This window comes from Mumia xiangluensis (assembly GCF_010994095.1).
Taxonomy (GTDB): Bacteria; Actinomycetota; Actinomycetes; order Propionibacteriales; family Nocardioidaceae; genus Mumia; species Mumia xiangluensis.
In genome coordinates this window covers 171,541-194,312 of the sequence record NZ_WJYO01000005.1, presented here as the reverse complement: position 1 = coordinate 194,312, position 22,772 = coordinate 171,541, and the positions used below count along the sequence as shown (strand labels likewise).

At 71.0% G+C, this 22,772-nt stretch carries 21 protein-coding genes; 12 read left to right on the top strand and 9 right to left on the bottom strand.

Annotation, left to right across the window (positions count from 1 at the left end):
• Window position 1: 1 nt before the first annotated feature.
• The 5 genes from GH747_RS16340 to GH747_RS16320 all read left to right on the top strand — a co-directional run bounded on the left by GH747_RS16340 (window position 2) and on the right by GH747_RS16320 (window position 4,079).
• A complete protein-coding gene (locus GH747_RS16340; protein WP_149770687.1) occupies window positions 2–514 on the top strand; it encodes an FAS1-like dehydratase domain-containing protein in 513 nt (170 codons plus the stop codon).
• Complete coding sequence (locus GH747_RS16335) at window positions 511–954, top strand: MaoC/PaaZ C-terminal domain-containing protein (RefSeq protein WP_149770686.1); 444 nt, start codon at window positions 511–513, stop codon at window positions 952–954. Before GH747_RS16340 ends, GH747_RS16335 begins: the two co-directional genes overlap by 4 nt.
• A 355-nt stretch (window positions 955–1,309) precedes the next feature.
• Window positions 1,310–2,458: an acetyl-CoA acetyltransferase gene (locus tag GH747_RS16330; RefSeq protein ID WP_149770685.1), complete on the top strand. Its 1,149-nt coding sequence runs from the start codon at window positions 1,310–1,312 to the stop codon at window positions 2,456–2,458.
• On the top strand, window positions 2,455–2,898 hold the full coding sequence (locus GH747_RS16325) for a Zn-ribbon domain-containing OB-fold protein (RefSeq protein ID WP_228552959.1): 444 nt from the start codon (window positions 2,455–2,457) through the stop codon (window positions 2,896–2,898). The genes GH747_RS16330 and GH747_RS16325 overlap by 4 nt, the downstream gene beginning before the upstream one ends.
• Complete coding sequence (locus GH747_RS16320) at window positions 2,898–4,079, top strand: acyl-CoA dehydrogenase family protein (RefSeq protein WP_149770684.1); 1,182 nt, start codon at window positions 2,898–2,900, stop codon at window positions 4,077–4,079. The genes GH747_RS16325 and GH747_RS16320 overlap by 1 nt, the downstream gene beginning before the upstream one ends.
• Window positions 4,080–4,150: 71 nt before the next feature.
• Here the strand turns inward: GH747_RS16320 and GH747_RS16315 are convergent, their stop codons facing one another.
• Complete coding sequence (locus tag GH747_RS16315; protein ID WP_149770683.1) at window positions 4,151–5,008, bottom strand: HpcH/HpaI aldolase/citrate lyase family protein; 858 nt, start codon at window positions 5,006–5,008, stop codon at window positions 4,151–4,153.
• A 120-nt stretch (window positions 5,009–5,128) separates the two neighbouring features.
• Between GH747_RS16315 and GH747_RS16310 the strand changes: the two genes are divergently transcribed.
• Genes GH747_RS16310 through GH747_RS16295 form a run of 4 tightly spaced genes read left to right on the top strand, consistent with a single transcriptional unit; the run spans window position 5,129 to window position 10,176 of the window.
• Entirely contained in the window at window positions 5,129–6,394 is a 1,266-nt protein-coding gene (locus GH747_RS16310; protein WP_323740638.1) for a CaiB/BaiF CoA transferase family protein, read from the top strand.
• A gap of 17 nt (window positions 6,395–6,411) precedes the next feature.
• Window positions 6,412–7,254, top strand: a complete 843-nt coding sequence (locus tag GH747_RS16305; protein WP_149770682.1) for a cyclase family protein — start codon at window positions 6,412–6,414, stop codon at window positions 7,252–7,254.
• A complete protein-coding gene (locus tag GH747_RS16300; protein WP_149770681.1) occupies window positions 7,247–8,713 on the top strand; it encodes an MmgE/PrpD family protein in 1,467 nt (488 codons plus the stop codon). The genes GH747_RS16305 and GH747_RS16300 overlap by 8 nt, the downstream gene beginning before the upstream one ends.
• Complete coding sequence (locus GH747_RS16295) at window positions 8,710–10,176, top strand: dihydroorotase (protein WP_149770680.1); 1,467 nt, start codon at window positions 8,710–8,712, stop codon at window positions 10,174–10,176. Before GH747_RS16300 ends, GH747_RS16295 begins: the two co-directional genes overlap by 4 nt.
• Before the next feature lie 11 nt (window positions 10,177–10,187).
• Here the strand turns inward: GH747_RS16295 and GH747_RS16290 are convergent, their stop codons facing one another.
• Window positions 10,188–10,994: an IclR family transcriptional regulator gene (locus GH747_RS16290; protein ID WP_149770679.1), complete on the bottom strand. Its 807-nt coding sequence runs from the start codon at window positions 10,992–10,994 to the stop codon at window positions 10,188–10,190.
• A 209-nt stretch (window positions 10,995–11,203) separates the two neighbouring features.
• Between GH747_RS16290 and GH747_RS16285 the strand changes: the two genes are divergently transcribed.
• Window positions 11,204–12,736 carry a class I adenylate-forming enzyme family protein gene (locus GH747_RS16285; RefSeq protein ID WP_149770678.1) on the top strand — a complete coding sequence of 511 codons (1,533 nt, stop codon included), beginning with the start codon at window positions 11,204–11,206 and terminating at the stop codon, window positions 12,734–12,736.
• Window positions 12,737–12,812: 76 nt separating this feature from the next.
• Here the strand turns inward: GH747_RS16285 and GH747_RS16280 are convergent, their stop codons facing one another.
• Entirely contained in the window at window positions 12,813–13,481 is a 669-nt protein-coding gene (locus GH747_RS16280; protein WP_149770677.1) for an alpha/beta fold hydrolase, read from the bottom strand.
• Window positions 13,478–13,795 (bottom strand): antibiotic biosynthesis monooxygenase family protein, encoded by a 318-nt coding sequence (locus GH747_RS16275; protein ID WP_149770676.1) that lies wholly within the window; start codon window positions 13,793–13,795, stop codon window positions 13,478–13,480. The genes GH747_RS16280 and GH747_RS16275 overlap by 4 nt, the downstream gene beginning before the upstream one ends.
• A gap of 63 nt (window positions 13,796–13,858) precedes the next feature.
• Here GH747_RS16275 and GH747_RS16270 point away from each other — a divergent pair, with 63 nt between their 5' ends.
• Together GH747_RS16270 and GH747_RS16265 are read left to right on the top strand one after the other, a co-directional pair.
• The gene (locus tag GH747_RS16270; RefSeq protein ID WP_149770675.1) at window positions 13,859–14,680 is read left to right on the top strand and encodes a hypothetical protein; all 822 of its coding nucleotides are present in this window, start codon (window positions 13,859–13,861) and stop codon (window positions 14,678–14,680) included.
• The gene (locus GH747_RS16265) at window positions 14,677–15,540 is read left to right on the top strand and encodes an NAD-dependent epimerase/dehydratase family protein (protein WP_149770674.1); all 864 of its coding nucleotides are present in this window, start codon (window positions 14,677–14,679) and stop codon (window positions 15,538–15,540) included. Before GH747_RS16270 ends, GH747_RS16265 begins: the two co-directional genes overlap by 4 nt.
• Window positions 15,541–15,712: 172 nt before the next feature.
• Here GH747_RS16265 and GH747_RS16260 read toward each other — a convergent pair whose 3' ends face one another.
• From GH747_RS16260 to GH747_RS16240, 5 genes are all read right to left on the bottom strand, one after another.
• The gene (locus tag GH747_RS16260; RefSeq protein ID WP_153816634.1) at window positions 15,713–17,023 is read right to left on the bottom strand and encodes a hypothetical protein; all 1,311 of its coding nucleotides are present in this window, start codon (window positions 17,021–17,023) and stop codon (window positions 15,713–15,715) included.
• Entirely contained in the window at window positions 17,020–17,670 is a 651-nt protein-coding gene (locus GH747_RS16255) for a neocarzinostatin apoprotein domain-containing protein (RefSeq protein ID WP_163695695.1), read from the bottom strand. The genes GH747_RS16260 and GH747_RS16255 overlap by 4 nt, the downstream gene beginning before the upstream one ends.
• Before the next feature lie 62 nt (window positions 17,671–17,732).
• Window positions 17,733–20,594: a branched-chain amino acid ABC transporter permease/ATP-binding protein gene (locus GH747_RS16250; protein ID WP_149770669.1), complete on the bottom strand. Its 2,862-nt coding sequence runs from the start codon at window positions 20,592–20,594 to the stop codon at window positions 17,733–17,735.
• A complete protein-coding gene (locus tag GH747_RS16245) occupies window positions 20,591–21,376 on the bottom strand; it encodes an ABC transporter ATP-binding protein (protein ID WP_149770668.1) in 786 nt (261 codons plus the stop codon). Before GH747_RS16245 ends, GH747_RS16250 begins: the two co-directional genes overlap by 4 nt.
• Window positions 21,357–22,733, bottom strand: a complete 1,377-nt coding sequence (locus tag GH747_RS16240) for an ABC transporter substrate-binding protein (RefSeq protein ID WP_149770667.1) — start codon at window positions 22,731–22,733, stop codon at window positions 21,357–21,359. Before GH747_RS16240 ends, GH747_RS16245 begins: the two co-directional genes overlap by 20 nt.
• Between the last annotated feature and the right edge of the window lie 39 nt (window positions 22,734–22,772).

The following is a 22,772-nucleotide window of genomic DNA, read 5'->3' as shown; positions in this document are numbered from 1 at the left end:
CGTGGGACTGCTGACCGACGAGGTGCGCGCGCTGGTGGGCGCGCAGCGCGTCTACACGGCGCCCGAGCCGATGGGTGCGGCCGCCGGCCGCTACTTCGCGCTCGCGGTCGGTGACGCCAACCCGCTCTACACCGACGCCGCGTTCGCGCAGGCGCACGGCCTCGCCGGGGTCACGCTGCCCCCGACCCTGGTCTGCGAGACCAACCAGTACGCCGGGCTGCCGGCCGACGCCGAAGGCTACGCAGGCCACACCTGGGGCCTCGACCTGCCGGGGACGCGGCAGGTGCGGGGCGGCAACCGCTACGTGTTCGCGCGCCGGATCCGCCCCGACGACGTGGTGACGGCGACGTGGGAGATCACCAGCGCGACGGAGAAGCAGAACCGCTCCGGGGCCGACATGCTCGTCATCGGCTCGAAGGCGACCTACACCAACCAGGACGGCGAGCTGCTCGCCGAGAACGAGGAGACGATCATCTTCGTCAGTCTCGCTACCGCTCCCGGAGGTGCCGCATGAGCGCCGACATCGCAGCGGTCACGGTCGGCGACGCGGTCGCACCGCTGGAGCGCACCATCACGCTGACCGACATGGTCGCGTACGCCGGTGCGACCTGGGACTGGCACCAGCTGCACTACGACCCCGCGTACGTCGCCGCCAAGAAGCTGCCGGGTCCGGTCGTGGACGGCCAGGTGTTCGGCGCGTACCTGGTCGAGGCCCTCCAGGACTGGCTCGGGCCCGACTCGTTCGTGCGGACGATCGACTTCTCCTACCGCAACCTCGTCTTCGCCGGAGAGACGATCCGCTGCACCGGCACGGTGACCGAGGCGTCCCCTGACCGCGTCGTCGTCGACCTGCGCGTCGACGTCGTAGGCGACGACGGCACCCCGTCCCGTACGGCCGTGGCCCCGGCCTCCGCCGAGGTGCTCCTCGGCAGCGCGGACGGCACCAGCGCATGAGCCCTGTCGCCCCCACCCCCGCCGGTCGAGTAGCCGAACCCCGACCCACCCCCGCCGGTCGAGTAGCCGAGCCCCGTCCCACCCCCGGTGGTCGAGTAGCCGAACCCCGACCCACCCCCGGTGGTCGAGTAGCCGAGCCCCGTCCCACCCCCGGTGGTCGAGTAGCCGAGCCCCGACCCACCCCCGCCGGTCGAGTAGCCGAGCCCCTGGGCGAGGCGTATCGAGACCCGGGTCTCGATACGCCCTTCGCTAGCGCTCCGGGCCACTCGACCAACGAGAGGCGACACACTCCGGGCCACTCGACCAGCGGGAGGCGACACACTCCGGGCCACTCGACCAGCGCAGGTGGGTGCGCATGAGCCCCGGCGTCGCGATCGTCGGTGCTGCCGAGTGCGACCTCGGCGTCACGGGGCTGTCGATCCTGGGGCTGCAGACCCAGGCGGTCACGCGCGCGCTTGCTGACGCCGGTCTCACGCTCGCCGACGTCGACGGGATCGCGACCACGACGGTGTCACGGTTCTCTGCGACGCAGCTGGCCGACTATTTCGGGATCGAGCCGAGGTGGACCGACTCGACCTTCGCCGGCGGATCGGCGTTCGAGATGTTCGTCGCCCGCGCTGCCCAGGCGATCGAGGCCGGGCAGTGCGAGGTGGTGGTGATCTCGTTCGCCTCCAACCAGCGCTCGGCACGCTCGCGCAAGCTCGGCGGCGTCCACGAGCCGTGGATCCCCGAGGCCCAGTTCGAAGAGCCGTACGACATGCTCTACCCGCTGTCCTACTACGCGATGGCCGCGCGCTCGTACCTGCACCGCTACGGCGGCACGCGCGAGCAGCTCGCGGAGGTCGCGGTGGCCGCGCGGGAGTGGGCGCTGCTGAACCCGAAGGCGTTCCGCTACGGCAAGGGACCGCTGTCGGTCGAGGACGTGGTCGGCTCGACGATGATCTCCTCGCCGCTGACCGCGGCCGACTGCTGCCTGGTCACCGACGGGGGCGGCGCCGTCGTGCTGACCTCGCTCGAGCGCGCCCGCGACCTGCGGCAGAAGCCCGTCCAGGTGCTCGGGTACGGCGAGCGCACCACCAACACGTCCTTCACCGCTGTCGACGACCTCACGCGCCCGGGCGCGGTCGGCTCCGGCGCCGACGCCTTCGCTCGTGCCGGAATCACCCCGGCCGACGTGGACGTCCTCGAGGTCTACGACTCCTTCACGATCACCGCCGCGCTCAGCGTCGAGGCGCTGGGGTTCTGCGGCGAGGGCGAGGTCCTCGACTTCATCGCCGACGGACGCATCCGTCCGGGCGGCGCGCTACCGCTCAACACCAGCGGCGGTGGCCTCTCGTACTGCCACCCGGGCCAGTTCGGCGTCCTCCTCCTCGTCGAGGCCGTCCGGCAGCTGCGCGGCGAGTGCGGCGACCGCCAGGTGCCGGACGCGCAGGTCGCGGTCGCCCACGGCACCGGCGGGATCCTGTCCACCCATGCCACCGTCGTCCTGGGGGTCGACCGATGACCGCCGAACCGATGTGGGTCCCGGGCGAGGTGCCGCCCGCCGACGAGGTCAGCACCCCGTACTGGGAGGCGACCCGCGCGCACCGCCTCACCGTGCAGGAGTGCACGGCCTGCGGCCACCGCCAGCACCCGCCTCGGGCGGTCTGCACGCGCTGCTCGTCGACCGAATCACTCACCCAGCCCGAGACCGCCGGCACCGGCAGGGTCGACAGCTTCACCGTCATCCACCGTGCGCCTCGTGCCGACGTCGCCGTGCCGTACGCCGTGGCCCGGGTCCGCCTCACCGCAGGGCCGATCGTGCTGACCCGTCTTGACGGCCGCGACGACCCGGAGGCCTGGACGATCGGTGACCCGGTCGTCGTCGTCTGGACCGACCTCCCCGACGGCCGCGCGCTCCCCTCGTTCCGCCCCGACCCCGCCGACCCCACCAAGGAGTCCTGATGAAGTTCGAGCTCGACGAGGACCAGCGCGAGTTCAAGGCGCTGCTCCGCCAGTTCGTCGACAGGGAGATCGTGCCGGTCGCGCGTGACTGGGAGCAGTCCGGCCGCTACCCGACCGAGATCGTCGCCGGGATGGCCGACATGGGGCTCTTCGGCATCACGGTCCCCGAGGAGTACGGCGGCCTGGACCTCGACCCCGTCTCGTTCGCCCTCGTCTTCGAGGAGATCGCCCGCGGCTGGATGGGCATCGCCGGCATCCTGGGCAGCCACTCGCTGGCCTGCCGCCTGATCGCGATGCACGGCACCGACGACCAGAAGTCCCGCTACCTCCCCGACCTCGCCACCGGCAAGCGCCGTACCGGTATCGGTCTCACGGAGGCCGACGCCGGCACCGACCTGCAGGGCATCCGCACGACGGCACGCCTGGTCACGCCCGACGACGGAGGCGAGCCGTACTACGTCGTCAACGGTTCCAAGATGTGGATCACCAACGCCCGGTACGCGTCCCCGCTCCCGGTGCTCGTCAAGACCGACCCCACCGCCTCCCCTGCACACAAGGGCATGAGCGTCCTGCTCATCGAGTCGGACACCCCGGGGTTCACCGTCACCAAGGACATCCCCAAGCTCGGCTACAAGGGCACCGAGTCCTGCGAGATCCTGCTCGACGACGTGCACGTGCCGGTCAGCCAGCTCGTCGGCGGCGTCGAGGGCCGAGGCATGCAGCAGGTCCTGTCCGCGCTCGAGTGGGGCCGCGTCAACATCGCCGCACGCTCGGTCGGCATCGCGCAGCGCGCGCACGACGAGGCGCTCGCTTACGCGCAGCAGCGCAAGGCCTTCGGCAAGCCGATCGCCGACTTCCAGGCCATCCAGCTCAAGCTCGGCGAGCTCGGCACGCAGGTCCAGGCAGCCCGCCTCATGGCGTACTGGGCCGCCGACGCGGTCCGCACCGGCCGTGCCGACGGCGCCACGGGCATGGCCAAGATCTTCTGCTCCGAGGTCGCCCTCCAGGCAGCCATCGACGCGATGAAGGTCCACGGCGGCTACGGGTACTCCACCGAGTTCGAGGTCGAGCGCCTCTACCGCGACGCGATCCTCATGAGCATCGGCGAGGGCACCAACGACATCCTCCGCACGGTCGTCGCCAAGTCGCTCGTGTCCGGCGAGACCGTCATCGGGAGATGACTCAGGACGTCAACGCGGTCCTGGGGTGCCATCTGGTGACACCTCAGGACCGCGCCAGCTCAGCTGTGGCGTCAGCGCGCCAGGGCGATCACGCTGCGAGCGCGTCGCACGACGGCCTCGTCGACCATGCGGCCGTCCGGACCGATGATCACACCGGATCCGGCGGCGACGGCCTCGTCGAAGACGGCGACCAGGGCGCGAGCCTGCGCGAGCGTCTCGGCGCTCGGCGTGAACACCTCGTTGGCGACGGCGACCTGCGCCGGGTGGATGCACGCCCGACCGACGTACCCGCGCCGCGCGAGGGCGCGGGTGCCCGCAGCGAACCGGTCAAGGTCGCGGAAGTCGGTGGAGACGGGAGCGACCGGCGCACTGATCCCGGCGGCGGCGCTGACCAGCACCACCTGCGTGCGGATCGGAGCCCAGTCGGCGTCGTCGGTGCCGTCGCCGAAGCCGAGGTCGGCGGCAAGGTCGGCCTCTCCGACCTGCAGGCGTACGACGCGGGGAGCGCCGGCGATCGCCCTCGCGTCGAGCAGCGACGCGGCCGACTCCAGCAGCGGGACCACACCGACCGAGCCGGCGTCGAGCCCTTCGCGCGCCTCGGCCTTGCCGAGCGCCGCGTCGATCGCCTCGATCTCGGCACGCGACTCGGTCTTCGCGACCATCACGCCGGTGATCCCGGGCGCCACCACGGCGTCGACGTCGGTCACGCCGAGGGCGCCGGGGTTGACCCGCACCCACACCTCGACACCCGCCGTGTCGCCGTCGAGCGACCGGAGCCACGAGGCCACGCCGTCGCGAGCAGCGGCCTTCGCGGGCCACGGGACGGCGTCCTCGAGGTCGACGATCACGGCATCGGCACCCCGGCTCAGCACCTTAGCGAGCTTGTCGGGGGCGTTGCCGGGGACGTACAGGTACGAACGAGCGATCACGTGGCGACTCCGAGAACTGGAACGATGTTTCGCTGCACGCTAACCTCGCCTTCCGGGTCGCGTCAACGCGACCCGGGGCCGCTCGTTGACCGGAGCACCACTCCCGCTTACGATTCTGGAATGGCGTTTCGCACAATGGAACACGACCCCTCCGGTCCCGCCCCCGACCCGCACCACGCGACGGGCCCCCTGAGCGACGGACCCCTCACCGGCATGCGCGTGATCGACGCGTCCACGATCCTCGCCGGGCCGCTGTGCTGCCAGATCCTCGGAGACTTCGGCGCCGAGGTGATCAAGATCGAGCACCCCACGGCCGGCGACAGCATGCGCGGCCACGGCGAGAGCAAGGACGGCACGCCGCTGTGGTGGAAGGAGATCTCCCGCAACAAGCGCACGATCGGCCTCAGCCTGTCCGCCCCCGAGGGCGCCGAGCTCTTCGCCCGGCTCGCCGCGACCGCCGACGTGATCGTCGAGAACTTCCGTCCGGGCACGCTCGAACGCTGGGGCCTGTCCCCCGAACGGCTGCACGAGATCAACCCCGCGCTCGTCATCGTCCGCATCACCGGCTTCGGCCAGCAGGGGCCGTACGCCTCCCGCGCCGGCTTCGGCACCCTCGCCGAGGCGATGAGCGGGTTCGCGCACCTGACCGGCCAGCCCGACGGGCCCCCGACCCTCCCGGCGTTCGGCCTCGCCGACTCGATCTGCGGCATCGCCGCCTCGTCGGCCGTCTCGATGGCGCTGCTGGCCCGCGAGCACAACGGCGGCCAGGGCCAGGTGATCGACATGAGCCTGCTCGAGCCGATCATGGCGGCCGTCGGCCCCGGCCCGACCGTCTACCAGCAGCTCGGCACGGTCGGCACCCGCCACGGCAACCGCTCGCACAACAACGCGCCGCGCAACACGTACGCGACGAAGGACGGCCACTGGGTCGCGATCTCCACCAGCGCCCAGGCGATCGCCGAGCGCGTCCTGACCCTCGTCGGGCACCCCGAGGTCATCGACGAGCCCTGGTTCGCGGCGGGACACAGCCGCGCTCTCCACGCCGACCTGCTCGACGGCTACGTCGGTGGATGGATCGGGGAGCGCACCCGCGACGAGGTGGTCGCGGCCTTCACCGACGCCGGCGCCGCCGTCGCTCCCGTCTACTCGGCGAAGGACCTCGTCGAGGACCCGCACGTGCGTGAGACCGAGATGCTCGTCGAGGTCGACGACCCCGACCTCGGCACCGTCCTCCAGCACAACGTGATGTGGCGGATGTCGGAGACGCCGGGCCGCGTCCGCTTCACCGGGCGGGACCTCGGGTCCGACACCGACGGCCTGCTCGCCGACCTCGGTGTCGACACCGCCACCTTGCACGACCTCCGTACCCGCAACGTCGTCCGCTGACGAGATCTCGAGGAACCATGACTACCTCTCCTTCCACCACCACCGCGTCGCTGCTCGACGCCGTCCGCGCCGGTGTGCGCGTGGTGGACCTCGGCCGCCCGCTCACCGTCGGGATGCCGCAGTCGCCGAACCACCCGGCGTACTGGCACTCGCTCCCCCGCCGCCACGGAGACATGGTGCGCGTCGACGGCGGCTCCGCCGCGAACGACATGATCTCGATGGGCACCCACGTCGGCACGCACATCGACGCACTCGCGCACGTCTCGCACGACGGCAAGCTGTACGGCGGCCTCGACGTGGCCGATGCGCTCGAGGGCGGACGGTACGCCCGCCTCGGCGCGCACACGATCGAGCCGATGGTGCGCCCGGGAGTCATCCTCGACGTCCCGTCCGCGCTCGGCGTCAGCCGGCTCGACCCCGGCTACGAGATCACCGTCGCCGACCTCGAGCTGACCGCGTCGCGTCAGGGCAGCGAGATCGGCGCGGGCGACGTCGTCCTCGTACGGAGCGGGTGGGGGCAGCACTTCGACGAGGGGGCCAAGGCCGACTACGTCGGTCACGACTCGGGGGTGCCGGGCATCGGCGCTGCCGGGGCGCAGTGGCTGGCCGACCGGGGCATCCACGCGACCGGCGCCGACACCATCGCGTTCGAGTGCCTCCCGCCGGGCGCCGGCCACGCGACCCTGCCCGCACACCGGGTGCTGCTCGTCGAGAACGGCATCTACATCGTCGAGGCCATGGACCTCGAGCAGCTGGCGGCGACGGGCATCCACTCCTTCGTGTTCGTTCTCTCCCCGCTCCCCTTCTTCGGCGCCACCGGTTCTCCGGTGCGCCCGCTGGCGGTGATCGGCGGTGAGTGACGCAACGGCCCCGGACACCCTCGGCGCGCAGCTCGCACGGTTCGCCGTCGACGCGGCGCGCGACGGCGTACCCGACGACGTCGCCGCCAGCACACGCCAGCGCGTGCTCGACGTCCTCGGCCTGTGCGTCGCCTCGCACCGCCTCGAGACGAGCGCCGCGATCATCGACCACGTGCTCGACCAGGGTGGGCACGAGCAGGCTTCCATCGTCGGCGTGCCGCAGCGCGTCACGGCGGCGCAGGCCGCGCTCGCCAACGGAGTCCTGGCGCACTCCCTCGACTACGACGACACCCACCTGCCGTCGGTGCTGCACCCCAGCGCCAGCGTCGTCCCGGCGGCGCTCGCCGCGGCCGAGCACGCGGGTGCGGACGGCGAGCTCACGGTCCGCGCCGTGGCCGTCGGCCTCGAGGTCGCGGTGCGCCTCGGCATGGCCGGCTACGACCAGGAGCTCGGCAACTCCGTGTTCTTCGAGCACGGCCAGCACGCGACCTCGATCACCGGCGCGATGGGCAGCGCGGTCGCGGCGTCGATCCTGTACGGCGCCGACGAGAACGGCATCCTCGACGCGCTCGGACTGACCGCCTCGATGGCCTCCGGCATCATCGAGGCCAACCGCACCGGCGGCACGGTCAAGCGTCTGCACTGCGGACTCGCCGCGCAGGCGGGAGTCACCGCGGCCCAGCTCGTACGCCGCGGGTTCACCGGGCCGCCCACCGTGCTCGAGGGGCGCTTCGGCTTCTTCGAGGCATGGCTGCACGGCCGGTTCTTCCCCGCGGCCATCACCGAGGGCCTTGGCAAGGAGTGGGCGGTCCCCGGCATCTTCTTCAAGCCGTACCCCGCCAACCACTTCACCCACACCTCGATCGACGCGGGCCTCGCCCTGCGTGCCCGTGGCCTGCGGGCCGAGGACGTCGCGTCGATCACCATCGGCGCCCCCACCGCCGTCATCCGGACGATCGGAGCACCGCTGGAGACGAAGCGCGCCCCGCAGACCGGCTACCAGGCGCAGTTCAGCGGGCCGTACGCGGTCGTCGCCGGGCTGCTCGGTGGCGGCGGGCTCGGGGTGGGGCTCGACGACTTCACCGACGCCCTCGCCCAGGAACCCCGCCGACGTGCCCTCATGGCGCTCGTCGACGTCGTCCCAGACGAGCGCTGCGACGCGATCTACCCGCACCAGTTCCCCGCGGTCGTGACCGTGACGACCACCGACGGCGAGGTGGTCGTGGAAGAGGTCCTCGCCAACCGCGGCGGCCCCGAGCGACCGCTCACCGACGACGAGCTCGCCCTCAAGTTCCGTGACAACGTCGCCGGTCGGGTGTCGCCGGACACCGCCGAGGACGTGCGCCGCGACGTCCTCACGCTGGACGCGAGCAGCGACATCACCTCCCTGATGTCGAGACTCACCACCTTCCAGGCCACCCCCGTGCCGGCCGCAACCACAGACAAGGACCTCGCATGAGCGATCTCGACCTGATCATCAAGAACGCCGACGTCGTCGTCGACGGATCCGACCTGACGCTGCAGCTGGACATCGGGATCCGCGACGGCAAGATCGCCGTGCTCGCCCCCGACCTGCCGGTCGAGCCCGGGGTCGACCTGGTCGACGCGTCAGGCCGTACGGCGTTCCCCGGCGTCGTCGACGCGCACCAGCACTGGGGCATCTACAACCCGCTGCCGGAGGACACCGCGACCGAGAGCCGCGCCTGCGCGCAGGGGGGTGTCACGACCGCCCTCAACTACATGCGGACCGGCCAGTACTACCTCAACAAGGGCGGCTCGTACGCCGACTTCTTCCCCGAGGTGCTCGCCGCCACCGAGGGCCGCTCGATCGTCGACTACGCGTTCCACCTGGCGCCGATGTCGAAGGGCCACATCGACGAGATCCCCGCGCTCGTCAAGGAGCACGGCGTCACCTCGTTCAAGATCTTCATGTTCTACGGCAGCCACGGCCTGCACGGGCGCTCGGAGGACCAGCGCGCGTTCCTGATGACGCCGGAGGGCGAGCGCTACGACCTGGCTCATTTCGAGTTCGTCATGCGCGGCGTCCAGGCGGCGCGTGAGCAGTTCCCCGAGATGGCCGACCAGATCTCGCTCTCGCTGCATTGCGAGACCGCCGAGATCATGAGCGCGTACACGAAGCTGGTGGAGGAGGACGGCTCGCTCTCGGGTCTTCCCGCCTACAGCGCGTCGCGGCCGCCGCACTCGGAGGGCCTCGCGGTCACGATCGCGTCGTACCTCGCGCACGAGACCGGCCTGCCGACGATCAACCTGCTCCACCTCACCTCACGCAAGGCCGTCGACGCCGCGATCCGGATGGCCGAGGCCTTCCCGCACGTCGACTTCCGCCGCGAGGTGACCGTGGGCCACCTGCTCGCCGACTGCGACACCGCGCACGGCGTCGGCGGCAAGGTCAACCCGCCGCTGCGTCCGCGCGAGGACGTCGAGGCCCTGTGGGAGCACGTGCTCGCGGGGCGCATCGACTGGGTCGTGAGCGATCACGCCTGCTGCCGTGACGAGCAGAAGTTCGGTGAGGACCGCGACGACGTCTTCCTGGCGAAGTCCGGGTTCGGCGGCGCCGAGTACCTGCTGGCCGGGATGATCACCGAGGGCCGCAAGCGCGGGCTCGGGCTCGACCGCATCGCTCGTCTGACGGCCACGAACCCGGCTGAGCGCTACGGCCTGGGCGCGACCAAGGGCGCGATCCGGGTCGGGGCCGACGCCGACATCGCCCTCGTCGACATGGACCACACGTGGACGGTGCGGGCCGAGGACTCGGAGTCGACCCAGGAGTACACGCCGTTCGAGGGAGCCGAGCTCACCGCGAAGGTCACCGACACGTTCGTCCGCGGACGCCAGGTGCTGACCGACGGTGTCGTCACGGCGACCAGCGGCGGGCGCTACCTGGCGCGGCCGAGCGCCTGATCGTGCGCCGGTCAGCCGGCCCAGCCGAAGCGGCGGGACAGGACGCCAGCGGTCTCGAGGAGCGCCGACCGGCACGCCTCGACCTCGCGCTCGAAGCGTTCGGCCGGACCGCAGACGCTGAGGACGGCGACCGGACGTCCGTCGCTGCCCCGCACCGGGGCGGCGACGGACGCCGCTCCGTCCAGACGCTCGCCGTGCGAGTGCGCCCACCCCTGCCGGCGGACCACCTCGAGGTCCTGGCGGAGAGCGTCGGCGTCCACGACCGTGCTCGACGTGACGGCGTCGAGCGGCGTGTCCTCGAGGTACTCCTCGATCTCCGCGTCCGGCAGGAAGGCGAGGAACGCGCGCGAGGACGCACCGGCGTACAGCGGGTACGGCTCGCCGATGGTGACCGTCATGATGACCTCGCGGTCGGGCGTCACCTGGTCGACGTAGATCCGGCTGTGGTCGCCCAGCAGCACCGACAGCGTGGCGGTCTCGTCGGTGCGCGCCGACAGGTCCTCGAGGAAGGGACGCCCCACGCGCCGGACGTCGATCCGGTCGAGGTAGGTGAGACCGAGGCGCATCGCGGCGACCCCGAGCGAGTAGCGGCGCGAGCGCTCGTCGAGGTCGACCAGGCCGCGGCTGCGCAGCGACGCGAGGACGCGGTGGACGGCCGCCTTGGACAGGTCGAGCGCGTCGGCGATCTCCGTCACCCCGAGGTCGGGTCCCGGAGTGTCCGCGAAGAGCAGCAGGATGTCGGCCGCGCGTTCTACGGTCGCGATCGTCGCGCTGTTGCTCGTGGCGGCGCCGTTCTCCGGCTTCGTCCTCGGCGGCATCGGGCGGCTCCTTGTGCATCGTCAAACGGGTCGGAATCCCCCGACCCGGGCGGAACTGTTCTCTCACGAAGTCCGCAGCAGTTGCAAGACACGTCCGACCCGCCGCGCGGATCGGACTCGCCGTCGCTCGGTCCACGTCGTTTCGTGGACGTGAGACTACCTAACACGGAACACTGTTCCAACCTAGACCAACGTACGAGGTGCTCACCGTGACATTGACAGCTTTCGGCGCTCCCCTGAACATCGCGAACGGTGTCCGCGAGTTCGCGCGCGCCACCCCCGACGCGACGGCCGTCATCGACGGCGACCGCTCCCTGACCTACCGCGAGCTCGGTGACCGCGCCGCCCGGTGGGCCAACGCGCTCATCGACCTCGACCTCCCTGCCGGAGCGCACGTCGCGGTGTGCGTCGGCAACCGCCTCGAGCACCCCGAGATCGCCTGCGGCATCGCGATGGCAGCGATGACGATGATCCCGGTCAACCCCCGTTACACCCCCGGCGAGGCGCGCTTCATCCTCGAGCACGCCGAGGCTCGTGCGGTCGTCGTGGAGGCCGCGCTGATCGGGCTCGTCAGCGAGGCGGCTGCCGACCTCGGGATCCCGGTGGTCGCGATCGACGGCGCCGACGCTGCCCTCGACTACGAGGCCGCGCTCGCCGCCGCGTCGCCCGCAGCGCCCGAGCGGGTCGTCGACGAGTCCGAGCCGTTCTGCATCGCGTACACGTCGGGGACGACCGGACAGCCCAAGGGCGTCATGATCAGCCACCGCTCGCGCACCCTGACCTTCTACCAGTCGGCAGCCGAGTGGGGCCTGGGCAACGGGCGCGTATCCCTTGCCGTCGCACCGATGTACCACGGGGCGGGCTTCGCCTTCGGGTACGCGCCGGTCTTCACCGGCGGCACCGTCGTGATGCTGCCGAAGTGGTCCCCCGAGGCGATGCTCGACCTGGTCGAGCGCCACGGGGTCCAGTCGGTCTTCCTGGTGCCGGCGCACGCCCAGATGCTGCGGGCCCTCGGTGCCGAGGCGATCGCGTCCCGTGACCTCAGCTCCCTGGACACGCTCTACTTCAACGCTGCCGCACTCCCGTGGGAGCTCAAGCAGTGGGTGATGGACACGTTCCCCGGTCGCGCCGTCCACGAGCTGTACGGCTCCACCGAGAGCGGCATCATCACGAACCTCCGCCCGGTCGACATGGCGCGCAAGCCCGGCTCGGTCGGCCAGCCCTGGTACATGACCGAGATCCGCGTCGTCGGCGCAGACGGCACGATCGTGGGCAACGGCGGCACCGGGGAGCTCTTCAGCCGCTCGCCGTACCTCATGCGGGGCTACTTCAAGAACCCTGAGGCCACCGCGGCGTGCACGACCGACGACGGGTTCGTCACCTGCGGCGACCTGGTGCGCCTCGACGACGAGGGCTACGTCCACATCGTCGGGCGCGTGAGCGACATGATCGTGTCGGGGGGCATCAACGTATACCCGCGCGAGATCGAGGACGTCCTCGTCACGCACCCCGACGTCGTCGATGCCTGCGTGCTCGGCGCACCGTCGGAGCAGTGGGGCGAGGAGGTCGCCGCGATCGTCGTCCTCGCCGCCGGCGCCGAGCTCGACGTCGCGGCGCTCGAGGCGCACTGCAGGGAGCGGCTCGCTGGGTTCAAGGTGCCGCGGCGCTGGTCGACGATCGAGGCCCTCCCCCGCAACGCCGCGGGCAAGGTCGTCAAGCGGGACGTGCCCGTACCTGCGTGAGCCAGACCGGCACGAGCCAGACCGGCACGAGCCAGACCGGCACGAGTCAGATCTGCACGAGCCAGATCTGCACGAGTCAGATCTGCATGAGGGACGCCGCGACGAGCGCGGGTGCCGTGAGCGGGGCGTCGTGGCCGGCGTCGATCAGCGCGTACGGCGTCCCTCGCTCGTCGAGCCGGGCGCGCGTCGTCTCAGAGGGATAGCCCGCGGGTGTGCGGGCGCAGAACACATAGGTCTCCGGCACCTCGGCGGCGGGTCCGGGACGCGGGTCGAGAGACGGCGCGAAGGGCGTCGGCGTCAACCGCGGCGCCATCCAGGCGACGGTCTCCGCGTCGAGGTCCCCGCCGACGACCGGCGCCCGCGACGGGATGAGCGTGTCGCGAGGCGGAAGACCGGCAGCGCCCGGGGTCAGGTCGACCGCCCGCTCCCCCACGTCGGGGACGGCGCCGTCGACGTGCACGAGGTGGCGGATCCGGTGCGGCACGGCATCGGCGACGGCGCGCGCGACGAGGCTCCCCTGGCTGTGACCGACGAGCACCACGTCGTGAAGGTCCTCGGTCTCGATCAGGCCGACGACGTCGTCGACCCACGTCGACAGCCCGGCCACAGGGACCGCCGCCCGCTCGCCGGCCCCCGAGAGGCTCGGGGCGTAGACGTCGTGCCCGGCGTCGATGAGGTACGGGCGAACCCTGCGCCAGGACCACCCGCCCCGGAACGCGCCGTGGACGAGCAGGAAAACGGTCACCGGGGGTCCGGCTCGTCGAGGACGACCTCCATGAACTCCCGCGGGTAGGAGTCGTACGGCTGAAGGTGCTCGTACATCGCGACGAGGTGGTCGCTGTAGTCAGGCGCCTGGGTGCACGCGTCGTAGTCCTCGACGCTGTCGAAGAAGCGCAGGTGGGTGAAGTGCGTCCGGTCCTCGACGCCACGGATCAGGCGGCGGCCGCGGAATCCGGGGTGGTCACGGAACAGGACCCCGAACTTCTCGGAGAGCTCGATGTAGGCCTGGGCGTGCTCTTCGCCCGGCTTGGTCCATGCCTGGCTCACGACGACGATCATGAGTCCTCCTCTGCATTGCTTCAAACTCTCGACGCGTAGATCATATATCTTTACACTTCTTTCATGACAACCAGCAGCTCGCAGACCAAGACCATCCCCGAGTTCCTCGCCGAAGCCCCCGACGTCGACGTTCGCGAGCTCTGGCAGGCGTTCTGGGACATCCTCACCGCCGCCAAGGAGCGCATCACCGAGGTGCTCGACGTCGAGCCGCACGCCAGCAGCGCGGACCTCGAGGCGTGGAGCACCCCGGACGGCTCGTACGAGGGCTCTCTCAACACCTTCGCGGGCGACCCCGACAACGGCGTCGAGTGGCTCGTCCACTCGTGGATCGGCAACCGCAGCGCCTCGATCCTCGACATGAACCTCCAGGTGTGGCTCGGCCCCCACATCGACGTGCCTCACCTGGTGATCGTGTTCGGCACCATCCCCAACATCTTCCACTTCAGCGATCTCGTGGCACGCCGCGACATCACCACCGACATCGCGTACCTCGACAAGTACTACGAGCCCGAGAACTCCTCCTGGCTCTCGCTGCGCAGCGACGACCGTTTCACCTGGTCCGTCAGCCACGGCACCTACATGCGCGCCTTCCTCTCGCCGGTGGGCAACTCCTACGTCGCCGCCAGCGCCGACGCCGACATCGTGGACACCCTCCGCAAGGCCGTGGAGGAGCGCGTGGAGACCTGGCTGTCGTGGGTCCAGAACGCCACCCCCGTGCCGCCGGAGGAGCGTGCGGAGCTCCGCAAGCGCGACCACCTCCTGCGCACGTACGGCTACACCCTCGACCCGATGAACGAGCTCTCCAAGAAGTTCCTCGGTGCCGAGCGCGTCGAGGAGCTGGTGGCGGTGCGGGCCGGGTTGGGCCAGATGCGCGGCGACGCATGAGGGTCCTCGTGATCGGCGCCGGACTCGTGGGCTCCGCTGCCGCGAAGACCCTGCGCGAGCGAGGCCACCATGTCACCGGCACCACGACCACGCCGGCGAAGGTGGACGCCCTGAACCCGTTGTTCGACGAGGTCGTGGTGCTCCGCGGCTCGGATCGCGAGGCCGTGCATGCGCAGGTCGCCGCCGCCGACGCGGTCGTCGTGACTGCCGGCCCGTCCGCGGCGCACGCCATGACGCCCGAGGACCGAGCCGCCACGTACCACGAGATCCTCGTCGCGACGGCCGAGAGCGTCACGTCCGCCCCGGGGACGCCGCACCTGGTCGCCCTGTCGTCGCTGTCGGTCTACGGCAACGCGAGCAACCACCTCGACGTCGTCACCGAGGACTCGCCGGTCACGGACTCGGACGATCCCAGCCCGAGCCGCTTCCTCGCGATGGAGGCGACCTACCTGGACTCGGCGGGCGATCGCGCGACCGTGTTCCGCTGCGGCGACATCTTCGGCGCCGACGACCCGCCGATCGAGACCAAGGTCGCGATGGCCCACCAGTACCTCGGTGGATCAGTGCCGTTCGGTGCCGACGCCCTCTTCTACCGGTTGTCGGTGGAGGATGCCGCGGACGCGATCGTCTTCGCCGTCGAGAACGCGACCGTCGGGCTCTTCAACCTCACGCACCCGGAGCTCCCGCCGCGCAACGGCGAGATCTTCGACGTGATCGGGGCGAGCCAGGGCCTGCCCGGTCTCACGTACCGCGCTGAGATCGCCGCACCGTCCGCGCCGATCTCGGTCGAGCGACTCGCCGACGCAGGCTTCGTCGCGCGCACGTCGTACGTCGCCCACCCCCTGCTCGAGCAGGTCTGACACCACTCCTCGCGGTAGGCGAAGGGCCCCGACGGTCGAACCGTCGGGGCCCTTCGCTGTCTCCACATGTCCTTCGTCTACTCCGCACGTCCTTCTGCGGACATGAAGAGGCGGGCTCCCTGGCGTTGACAGGTACGCAGGGAGCCCGCCGTTCGTGGGGCGTCAGGGGCGTCTAGCCGCCGGACACCGTTCGGCGTCGACCGGGGACGAGCACGAGGCCGGCTGCGCCCGCCAGGAGCAGCGCACTGGCCACGAGCGCGATCACGGGGAGCGCGTCGGTGCCACCGGTCTGGGGGAGCTGGTCGCCGGCAGTGCCACCGCCGCCGTCGCCACCGCCGTCGCCACCGTCACCGCCGTCCTCCGGGGGCGCCTCGTCTCCGACGACGAGCTTGGAGAGCTCCGCATCGGCGGTGCAGTTCGCCGTGATCTTCATGTCCGGGAAGTCGAACGTGAACGCCGTGACGGTGATCGGGATCTCCGACTCGCTCGAGTTCAGGCTGCTCTTCATCGGCGGGATCGCCACCGGAGCCTTGGGTGCGGCCTTGACCCCGGCACCACCCTTGAGCGTGACCTTCTTCCCGCCGACATCAGCGGTCAGGGTGACGTTCATCGTCCCGTCGATCGGGAGCGGCGCGATGCCAGGAAGGTCGCTCATCTTGCTCGTCAGGCTGATCGGATCGCCCTCGGCGGCCCGGTACCCGGAGATCGAGATGGTGGCCGGGTAGTCGAACTTGGTGCCGAGCGGCTCCAGCGTGCAGGCGAACGTCGCCTTGCCCTTGGCAGCTGCGCCGGACTTCGGCGCCGGTGCCGCCGTGGTAGGCGCCGCGGTCGTCGGCGCGGTGGTGGTCGGCGGCGCCGACGTCGGCGCCGTCGTCGGCTCCGGCTCGGGCTCGACGGTCTCCCCCGACGCGACCACGGTCGCGGTCACGTTGGTGGGCTTCGGCGACTTCCACGGGTTGACGGTGGCCGAGCCGCTGGACTGGCCGTTGCAGTCGATCTTGATGCCGCCGATGCTCGCCGTGTAGGTGACGCCCTCGAAGGTCACGACGTTGTCGCCCTCCTCCGCCACGAACGTCGTCGTGACCGTGGCTCCAGGCATCGCGGATGCGCCGGCGACCTCGCCGAAGTTCTTCGTCGCCTTCACGATCTTGCCGTTGACCGAGAATCGGAACTCGCCGCTGACCGACGCGGCCGGGCCACCGTTCTTGGGGCCCTTGTCGAAGGTGTACTTGATGGTGACGCGCTGGCCGGGGTTGGGCTCCAGGTCGTCGAACGTGATCGAGTGGTCCGACTGACCGTCCGACCAGGGCGCGAGCGAGGTCGACGTGCTCCCGGTCTGCCCGCCGGCGTCCCACCAGACCCAGCAGCCACCCGACGGCGCGACGGCCGTCGCCGGACCGGCAGCGACGGCCAGCGACGCCGAGGCCAGGACCGCGGCCCCGAGGACCCGCGCGACCGTCAGCACCCCGGACCGCGCCCTCATGCCTGGGCTCCGCGGCGACGGCGCGACGGCGTGCCGACGAGCAGCGCCAGACCGGGCAGGACGAGCGCCGAGCCGGCCAGGAGCAGCACGGGCAGGCTGTCCATGCCGCCGGTCTTGGGCAGGTCGTCAGCGGTCGTGGTCGCGGGCGCCACGGTCGGCGCTGCGGTGGTGGGAGCCGGAGCCGCCGTGGTCGGTGCAGGAGCTGCGGCCACGGCGCCGAACGTCAGCTTCACGTCCACCGTGTTGGCAGCGACCACTTCCGGAGAGTTGTCGGTCGGCAGCGGCCCCGAGCCGATCACGCACTGGTCCTTGGTGCAGTCGACCGAGCCGAACTTCTCCTTCAGCACGAGCTTGACGGCCTTGAACTTGCCGTTGGCATCGGTGGGGACGAACGTCGCACCCGCAGGCAGGTTGCAGTCGACCGGACCCTTGTAGCCGGTCTTGCACTGGCCGACGGCGAGCGCCTTGAGGTTCGGGGCGAAGCCTGAGCCGGACACGGTGATCGTCTGTCCGTCCTTGAGCCCGGTGGTCTCGCTGACGACGGTCTTCGGCGCCGCGGAGGCACCCGGGGCGCCGATCAGCATCACCAGACCTAGTGCCAGGGCTACGGCCAGTCCGCGGACGGCGGTCGGGAGCGTGGGGGTCATCTGCATCGTTCTCCGGGTGCGGTGGTGGGGTGGGCGAGCGTGCGGAGGTGCGGGTCGTGAGTTCATGGGGTCCCTGCCGGAATCGTGGGGACGGGAGCGAGGTGCGAGCCGGACCGCTCGATCGCGGCGTGGTCGGAGCCGAGGTACGAGCTGACGACCTCGGGGTGGTTGCGGACCTCGTCGGGCGTGCCCGAGGCCACCAGGCGTCCGAGGTTCATCGCGACCATCCGGTCGGACAGGCGGCTCAGCAGCGGAAGGTCGTGCTCGATCACGACCATCGCCGTGCCCAGCTCGCGCCGGACGTCGAGCAGCAGGTCGCCCAGCGCATCGCACTCGTTCTGGGCGATGCCGGCCGACGGCTCGTCGAGGAGCAGCACCCGTGGCTCGAGCGCCAGGAGGCACGTCAGCTCGACCACGCGGCGGGTGCCGGTGGAGAGCTCGGAGATCGTACGGTTGGCGAACGGTCCCAGACCCATCCGCTCGATCAGCTCGTCAGCGCGCTTGGCCTTCAGCCGGTCCTGGTACGGGCTGCCGAGCGCCGCCACCACAAGGCGGCTGGGGCGGGTGCGCTCGCCTGCCACCATCACGGTCTCCCGAACGGTCATCGTCGGGAACAGCGCCGCGTCCTGGAACGACCGGACCAGACCGGCGTTCGCACGACGCTCGGGCGTCGCGGTCGTCACGTCGCGATCGGCGAACGTGATCGACCCCGTGTCCGGCGCGGTGAAACCGGCGATGATCTCGAACAGCGTCGTCTTGCCGGCGCCGTTCGGTCCGATCACACCGACGATCTCGCCTGGCGAGACCTGGAGATCCACGTGGTCGACGGCGACCACGCCGCCGAAGTGGCGGCTGATGTCGCTCACGACGAGGAGCGGAGGAGCATCCGGACCCGCCGCGAGGTCCTCGGCGTCGGGGGCGAACAGCCCGGTGAGCTCGGCCGAGCGCTGGAGCGGGGAGCGCTGCGTGACGTCGGGTTCGGCGCGTGCGACGGCGACGTCGACGCCTGCGCGCGCGGCCAGCCAGTCGTACCAGCGGTCGCGCAGCTTCATGCCGACGCCGCCCAGGCCGTCCGGCAGCAGGATGACGACGAGCAGCCAGCCGATGGCCAGGGCCGCCTCGCCCGGGATGCCGAGCACGATCATGCTCGGGATCCCGATGATGATGAGCGTGCCGATCAGCGGGCCGATGACGAGGCCGAGGCCGCCGACGACGGTCAGGGCGACGACGTCGATGCTGGCCGATGCCGGGAACGAGTTGACGGTCAGCGTCGTCTGCCCGTGCCCGATCACGATGCCGCCGAGGCCGGCGACAGCCCCGGAGACGGCGTACAGCTGCAGCTTGCGGACCGTCCGCGGCACGGTGAACGCGCGGGCGGCGTCCTCGTTGTCGCGCAGCGCGTGCAGCGAGCGCCCGAAGCCGCTGCGCCAGAGGTTGGCGCAGACGAAGACACCGAGCGCGAGCATCAGGATCGCGAAGAGGTAGTAGTCGCGCGCCAGATCCATGGAGTAGCCCCACCAGGTGGGCTTCGCGGGGGCGACGCCGTCGCCGAGGAAGATGTCGAGGCGAAGCACCCAAGCCGTGGTCGCCAGGGCGAACGCGAGCGTCGACACGGCGAGCGCGAGCCCCTTGAGACGAAGCGCCGGGATCCCGACGAGGGCCGAGACGACAGCCGCAACCAGGACACCACCGGTGATGCCGAGGACGAAGTTGTCCGTCTTCTCCACGAGGTGCGCCGACGCTGCGGCGCCGATCCCGGCGTACGCGAACTGGCCGAGCGACAGCTGGCCCGCGACACCGGTGATCAGGCCGACGCTCAGGCCGACCAGCGCGAAGCCGGCAACGCTGGTCAGGATGGCGGCCGTCTCGTTGCTGACCAGGTAGGCCAGCGAGATCGCGATGAGCACCGAGCCGCCGACGATGACGATGCGGGTGACGAGGATGCCGCGGACCGAGGCGTACGCGGCCGGCACCGGCTCGGAGCCGACCCGGCGCCAGCCGCCTCGTTCGGTGTCTGCGCGGCCGAGCGTCGGCTGGCGCAGCAGCGCGACGACGATGACCAGACCCACGACGACGGGCACCAGGCCCCGGGTGTCGGGGTTCGAGAGCAGGATCTGCTCGAGGATCCCGATCGCGATCGACGCACCGAAGGCGATCGGGATGGACGACATCCGCGCGATCACCGCACCGGCCAGACCCATGAGGAGGAGGTCGGGGCCGAGGCTGTCCAAGGACGCGCCGGCCGTGGTCGGCGTCACCAGGATCGCGGACAGCGCGGCGATACCGCCGGCGATCGCCCAGGCGTACGAGGCCATGCGGTGGGCACGGATGCCCTCCAGCGCAGCCGTGTCGGGAGCATCGGCGGCTGCGCGGATCGCGAGGCCGGATCGGGTGTGCCGCATGAACCACGACAGTCCGACGAGCACCGCCGGCGCCAGGATGAGCATGGCGAGGTACGGCGGGCCCACCGGCGTGGTGCCGAGCGTGAACGAGGGAAGGAACGGAGGCTTCGGGAAGGTGAACCCGCTGACGCCGTCGCTGTTGATGAGCAGCGCCATGATGAGGATGAACTGCGACAGACCGAGCGTCGCGATCATGCCGATCAGGCTGGGTCGGCCGGCGAGCCGTCGGACGACGACGACCTCGATGCCGCCTGCGAGCGCGGCGGCGACGGCGATCGCGACCGGGAGCGCGATGTAGTACGGGGCGCCCCAGTCCGCGACCAGGAGCCCGAGCACCGAGGCGCCGAAGGCACCGATCGCGCCGTGCGCGAAGTTCACGAACTTGCTCGAGCGGTAGACGAGCACCAGGCCGACGGCGAGCAGGCCGTACGTGAGACCGGTGAAAGCGCCGATGATCAGGCGGTCGATGCCGATCTGGAAGCCCATCACGTCGATCGCGAGGATGGTGTCCGCGGCGCTCACTGGGCTACCTCCGTGGTGTGTCCGCCCAGCATCAGGTCGCGGACGCGGTCGGGATCGGCGGCGAGATCGGCGGCAGACTCGCAGGCGACGATCTGGCCCTTCTCCATGAAGTAGGCGCGATCGACGAGCGACAGCGCGACGTTGACGGACTGCTCGACGAGGAGCACCGCCGTGCCTCGCTCGTTCAGGCGTCGGACCAGCTCGATCAGGCCTCCGACGACGACCGGGGCGAGACCGAGGGAGAACTCGTCGACGACGAGGATGCGGGGATCCTGCACGATCGCCTTGGCGAGGGCGAGCATCTGCCGCTCGCCGCCCGACAGGGTCGACGCCGGCTGGTCTCGGCGGGCGTACAGGCGCGGGAAGATCGCAAGAGCAGCGTCGACGGCCTCCTGGGCCCACGCACGGTCGTCGATCGTGTACGCGTGCATGCGGAGGTTCTCGGTGACCGTCAGCGAGCTGAACGTGGCCTGGCCGACGACCTGACCGAGACCTCGCGCGATCCGTTCGCGCGTGGGCGCCGCGGTCACGTCGACGCCGCCGAGGCGGACGATGCCTGCGTCGGGCTTCAGCAGACCCGCGATCACCTTCAGCGTGGTGCTCTTGCCGACGCCGTTCGGGCCGAGCAGCGCGACCATCTCGCCCTGCTCGACCACGAGGCTGGTGTCGAAGAGGACCTGGACCTGGCCGTACGAGCACTGAACGCCCTCGACCGTCAGCGCCGCTCCTCCGGGCCGGGGGGCGAGGATGCCGAGCCCAGCATCACGACGTCGGGAAATCAACGTCGCCTCCCTCGTACACGAAGCAGCCGCACGCGTCGTCGAACTTCAGGACCCGGTAGGCGCCCGACGCCGCGTGCCTGCCCGGGCCGAGGGACCCGGTGAAGCCCGTCGCCGGGACGAAGGCGGACCCGAGCTTCTCGACCGCCGCGCCCCACGCGCCGGCGTTGAAGTTGTCGGTCAGGCCGGTCGAACCGGCCTGGAGGAGCAGTGCGGCGTCGCAGTACGGCATGGCGACGCGCGCAGCCTCGCGAGACTCGAAGGCGATGCCGGCCTCGGCGTAGATGTCGGCGCACTTCTGCTCGGCGTCCGTGCCCGGGAAGGCGAGCTGGTCGTCGGCGACCTCCTGCGACGGCGCGAAGCCGACGCCGACCATCCCCTTCATGATCGAGGGCGACAGCAGGTCCGGGTTGTTGATGAAGAACGTGGGGTTGTCGAAGGTCGAGATCGCGTAGCGAGCCTTGAACTCCTTGCTCTCGGCCTGGGTGGCGAAGAGCGACGCCATGCGGGCGCCACCGAGGAACATGACGCGGTCGATGCCCTTCGAGCGGAAGGTCACGGCGCCCTCGCCGGTGCCCACCATGAGGCTGCTCTGGCTGGTGGAGTCGATCCAGACGACCTCGGCCTTGACGCCGGCGTCCTTCAGCAGCGGGATCGCGAGATCCTCCATGGTGGCGCGGTTGATCGCGTTGTCGGCGGCGACGACACCGACCTCGTTGCGGCCCTCGAAGAACGCCTGCTCCGACAGCGTCTTGACGAACGCCCGGACGAAGCTGTCGTACGACGGGTAGCTCGGCGACCACAGGTACGGCGCCAGCTCCTTGTAGGTCGCGTCGTCGGTGGCGACCAGGGTCGCGTCCAGGACGAGGGTCTGCGCCTGCGCGTAGCAGGGGCGGGCGTTCTCCTGGAACTGACCGGTCAGCACGACGGCGAATGCCTTGTCGTCCTGCACGATCCCCTTGCACAGCGACTCCTCGGCGGCCGCCGAGTCGTTCTGGGCGTCGTAGAGCCGGAAGACCGCGTCGAGCTTGCGTCCGCCGACCCCGCCGTTGGCGTTGACCCAGGCCTCCAGCGCCTCGACCTGCTTCTCCGGATCTCCGGCGCTGGCTGTCTTGAACCCCGTGACCGCCTTGACGGCGTCGAGGTCGACGCCGACGAAGACCACCTTGACCGTGTCGTCGTCGACGCCGGGGCCCAGCCCGGTCATCACCACGGCTCCCCCACCGGCGTCACCGACCACGCTGCCCGGCATCACGCTGCCGCACCCCGCGAGCGCGAGGGCGAAGCAGGCCAGCGCGATCGTCGCGCGGATCACCAACGACTGGTCCGCGAAGCGTTGGAGGGGGGTCAGGTGCCGCATGCGTTCTCCGTCCCGGGGGGATGTGGCCGCTAGAATATA

Bases quoted from the DNA above. Each gene is read 5' to 3' on its own strand.
- GH747_RS16335 (WP_149770686.1), top strand. From the start codon at position 511: ATGAGCGCCGACATCGCAGCGGTCACGGTCGGCGACGCGGTCGCACCG.
- GH747_RS16330 (WP_149770685.1), top strand. From the start codon at position 1,310: ATGAGCCCCGGCGTCGCGATCGTCGGTGCTGCCGAGTGCGACCTCGGC.
- GH747_RS16325 (WP_228552959.1), top strand. From the start codon at position 2,455: ATGACCGCCGAACCGATGTGGGTCCCGGGCGAGGTGCCGCCCGCCGAC.
- GH747_RS16320 (WP_149770684.1), top strand. From the start codon at position 2,898: ATGAAGTTCGAGCTCGACGAGGACCAGCGCGAGTTCAAGGCGCTGCTC.
- GH747_RS16310 (WP_323740638.1), top strand. From the start codon at position 5,129: ATGGCGTTTCGCACAATGGAACACGACCCCTCCGGTCCCGCCCCCGAC.
- GH747_RS16305 (WP_149770682.1), top strand. From the start codon at position 6,412: ATGACTACCTCTCCTTCCACCACCACCGCGTCGCTGCTCGACGCCGTC.
- GH747_RS16295 (WP_149770680.1), top strand. From the start codon at position 8,710: ATGAGCGATCTCGACCTGATCATCAAGAACGCCGACGTCGTCGTCGAC.
- GH747_RS16290 (WP_149770679.1), bottom strand. From the start codon at position 10,994: ATGCCGCCGAGGACGAAGCCGGAGAACGGCGCCGCCACGAGCAACAGC.
- GH747_RS16275 (WP_149770676.1), bottom strand. From the start codon at position 13,795: ATGATCGTCGTCGTGAGCCAGGCATGGACCAAGCCGGGCGAAGAGCAC.
- GH747_RS16270 (WP_149770675.1), top strand. From the start codon at position 13,859: ATGACAACCAGCAGCTCGCAGACCAAGACCATCCCCGAGTTCCTCGCC.
- GH747_RS16265 (WP_149770674.1), top strand. From the start codon at position 14,677: ATGAGGGTCCTCGTGATCGGCGCCGGACTCGTGGGCTCCGCTGCCGCG.
- GH747_RS16260 (WP_153816634.1), bottom strand. From the start codon at position 17,023: ATGAGGGCGCGGTCCGGGGTGCTGACGGTCGCGCGGGTCCTCGGGGCC.
- GH747_RS16255 (WP_163695695.1), bottom strand. From the start codon at position 17,670: ATGACCCCCACGCTCCCGACCGCCGTCCGCGGACTGGCCGTAGCCCTG.
- GH747_RS16240 (WP_149770667.1), bottom strand. From the start codon at position 22,733: ATGCGGCACCTGACCCCCCTCCAACGCTTCGCGGACCAGTCGTTGGTG.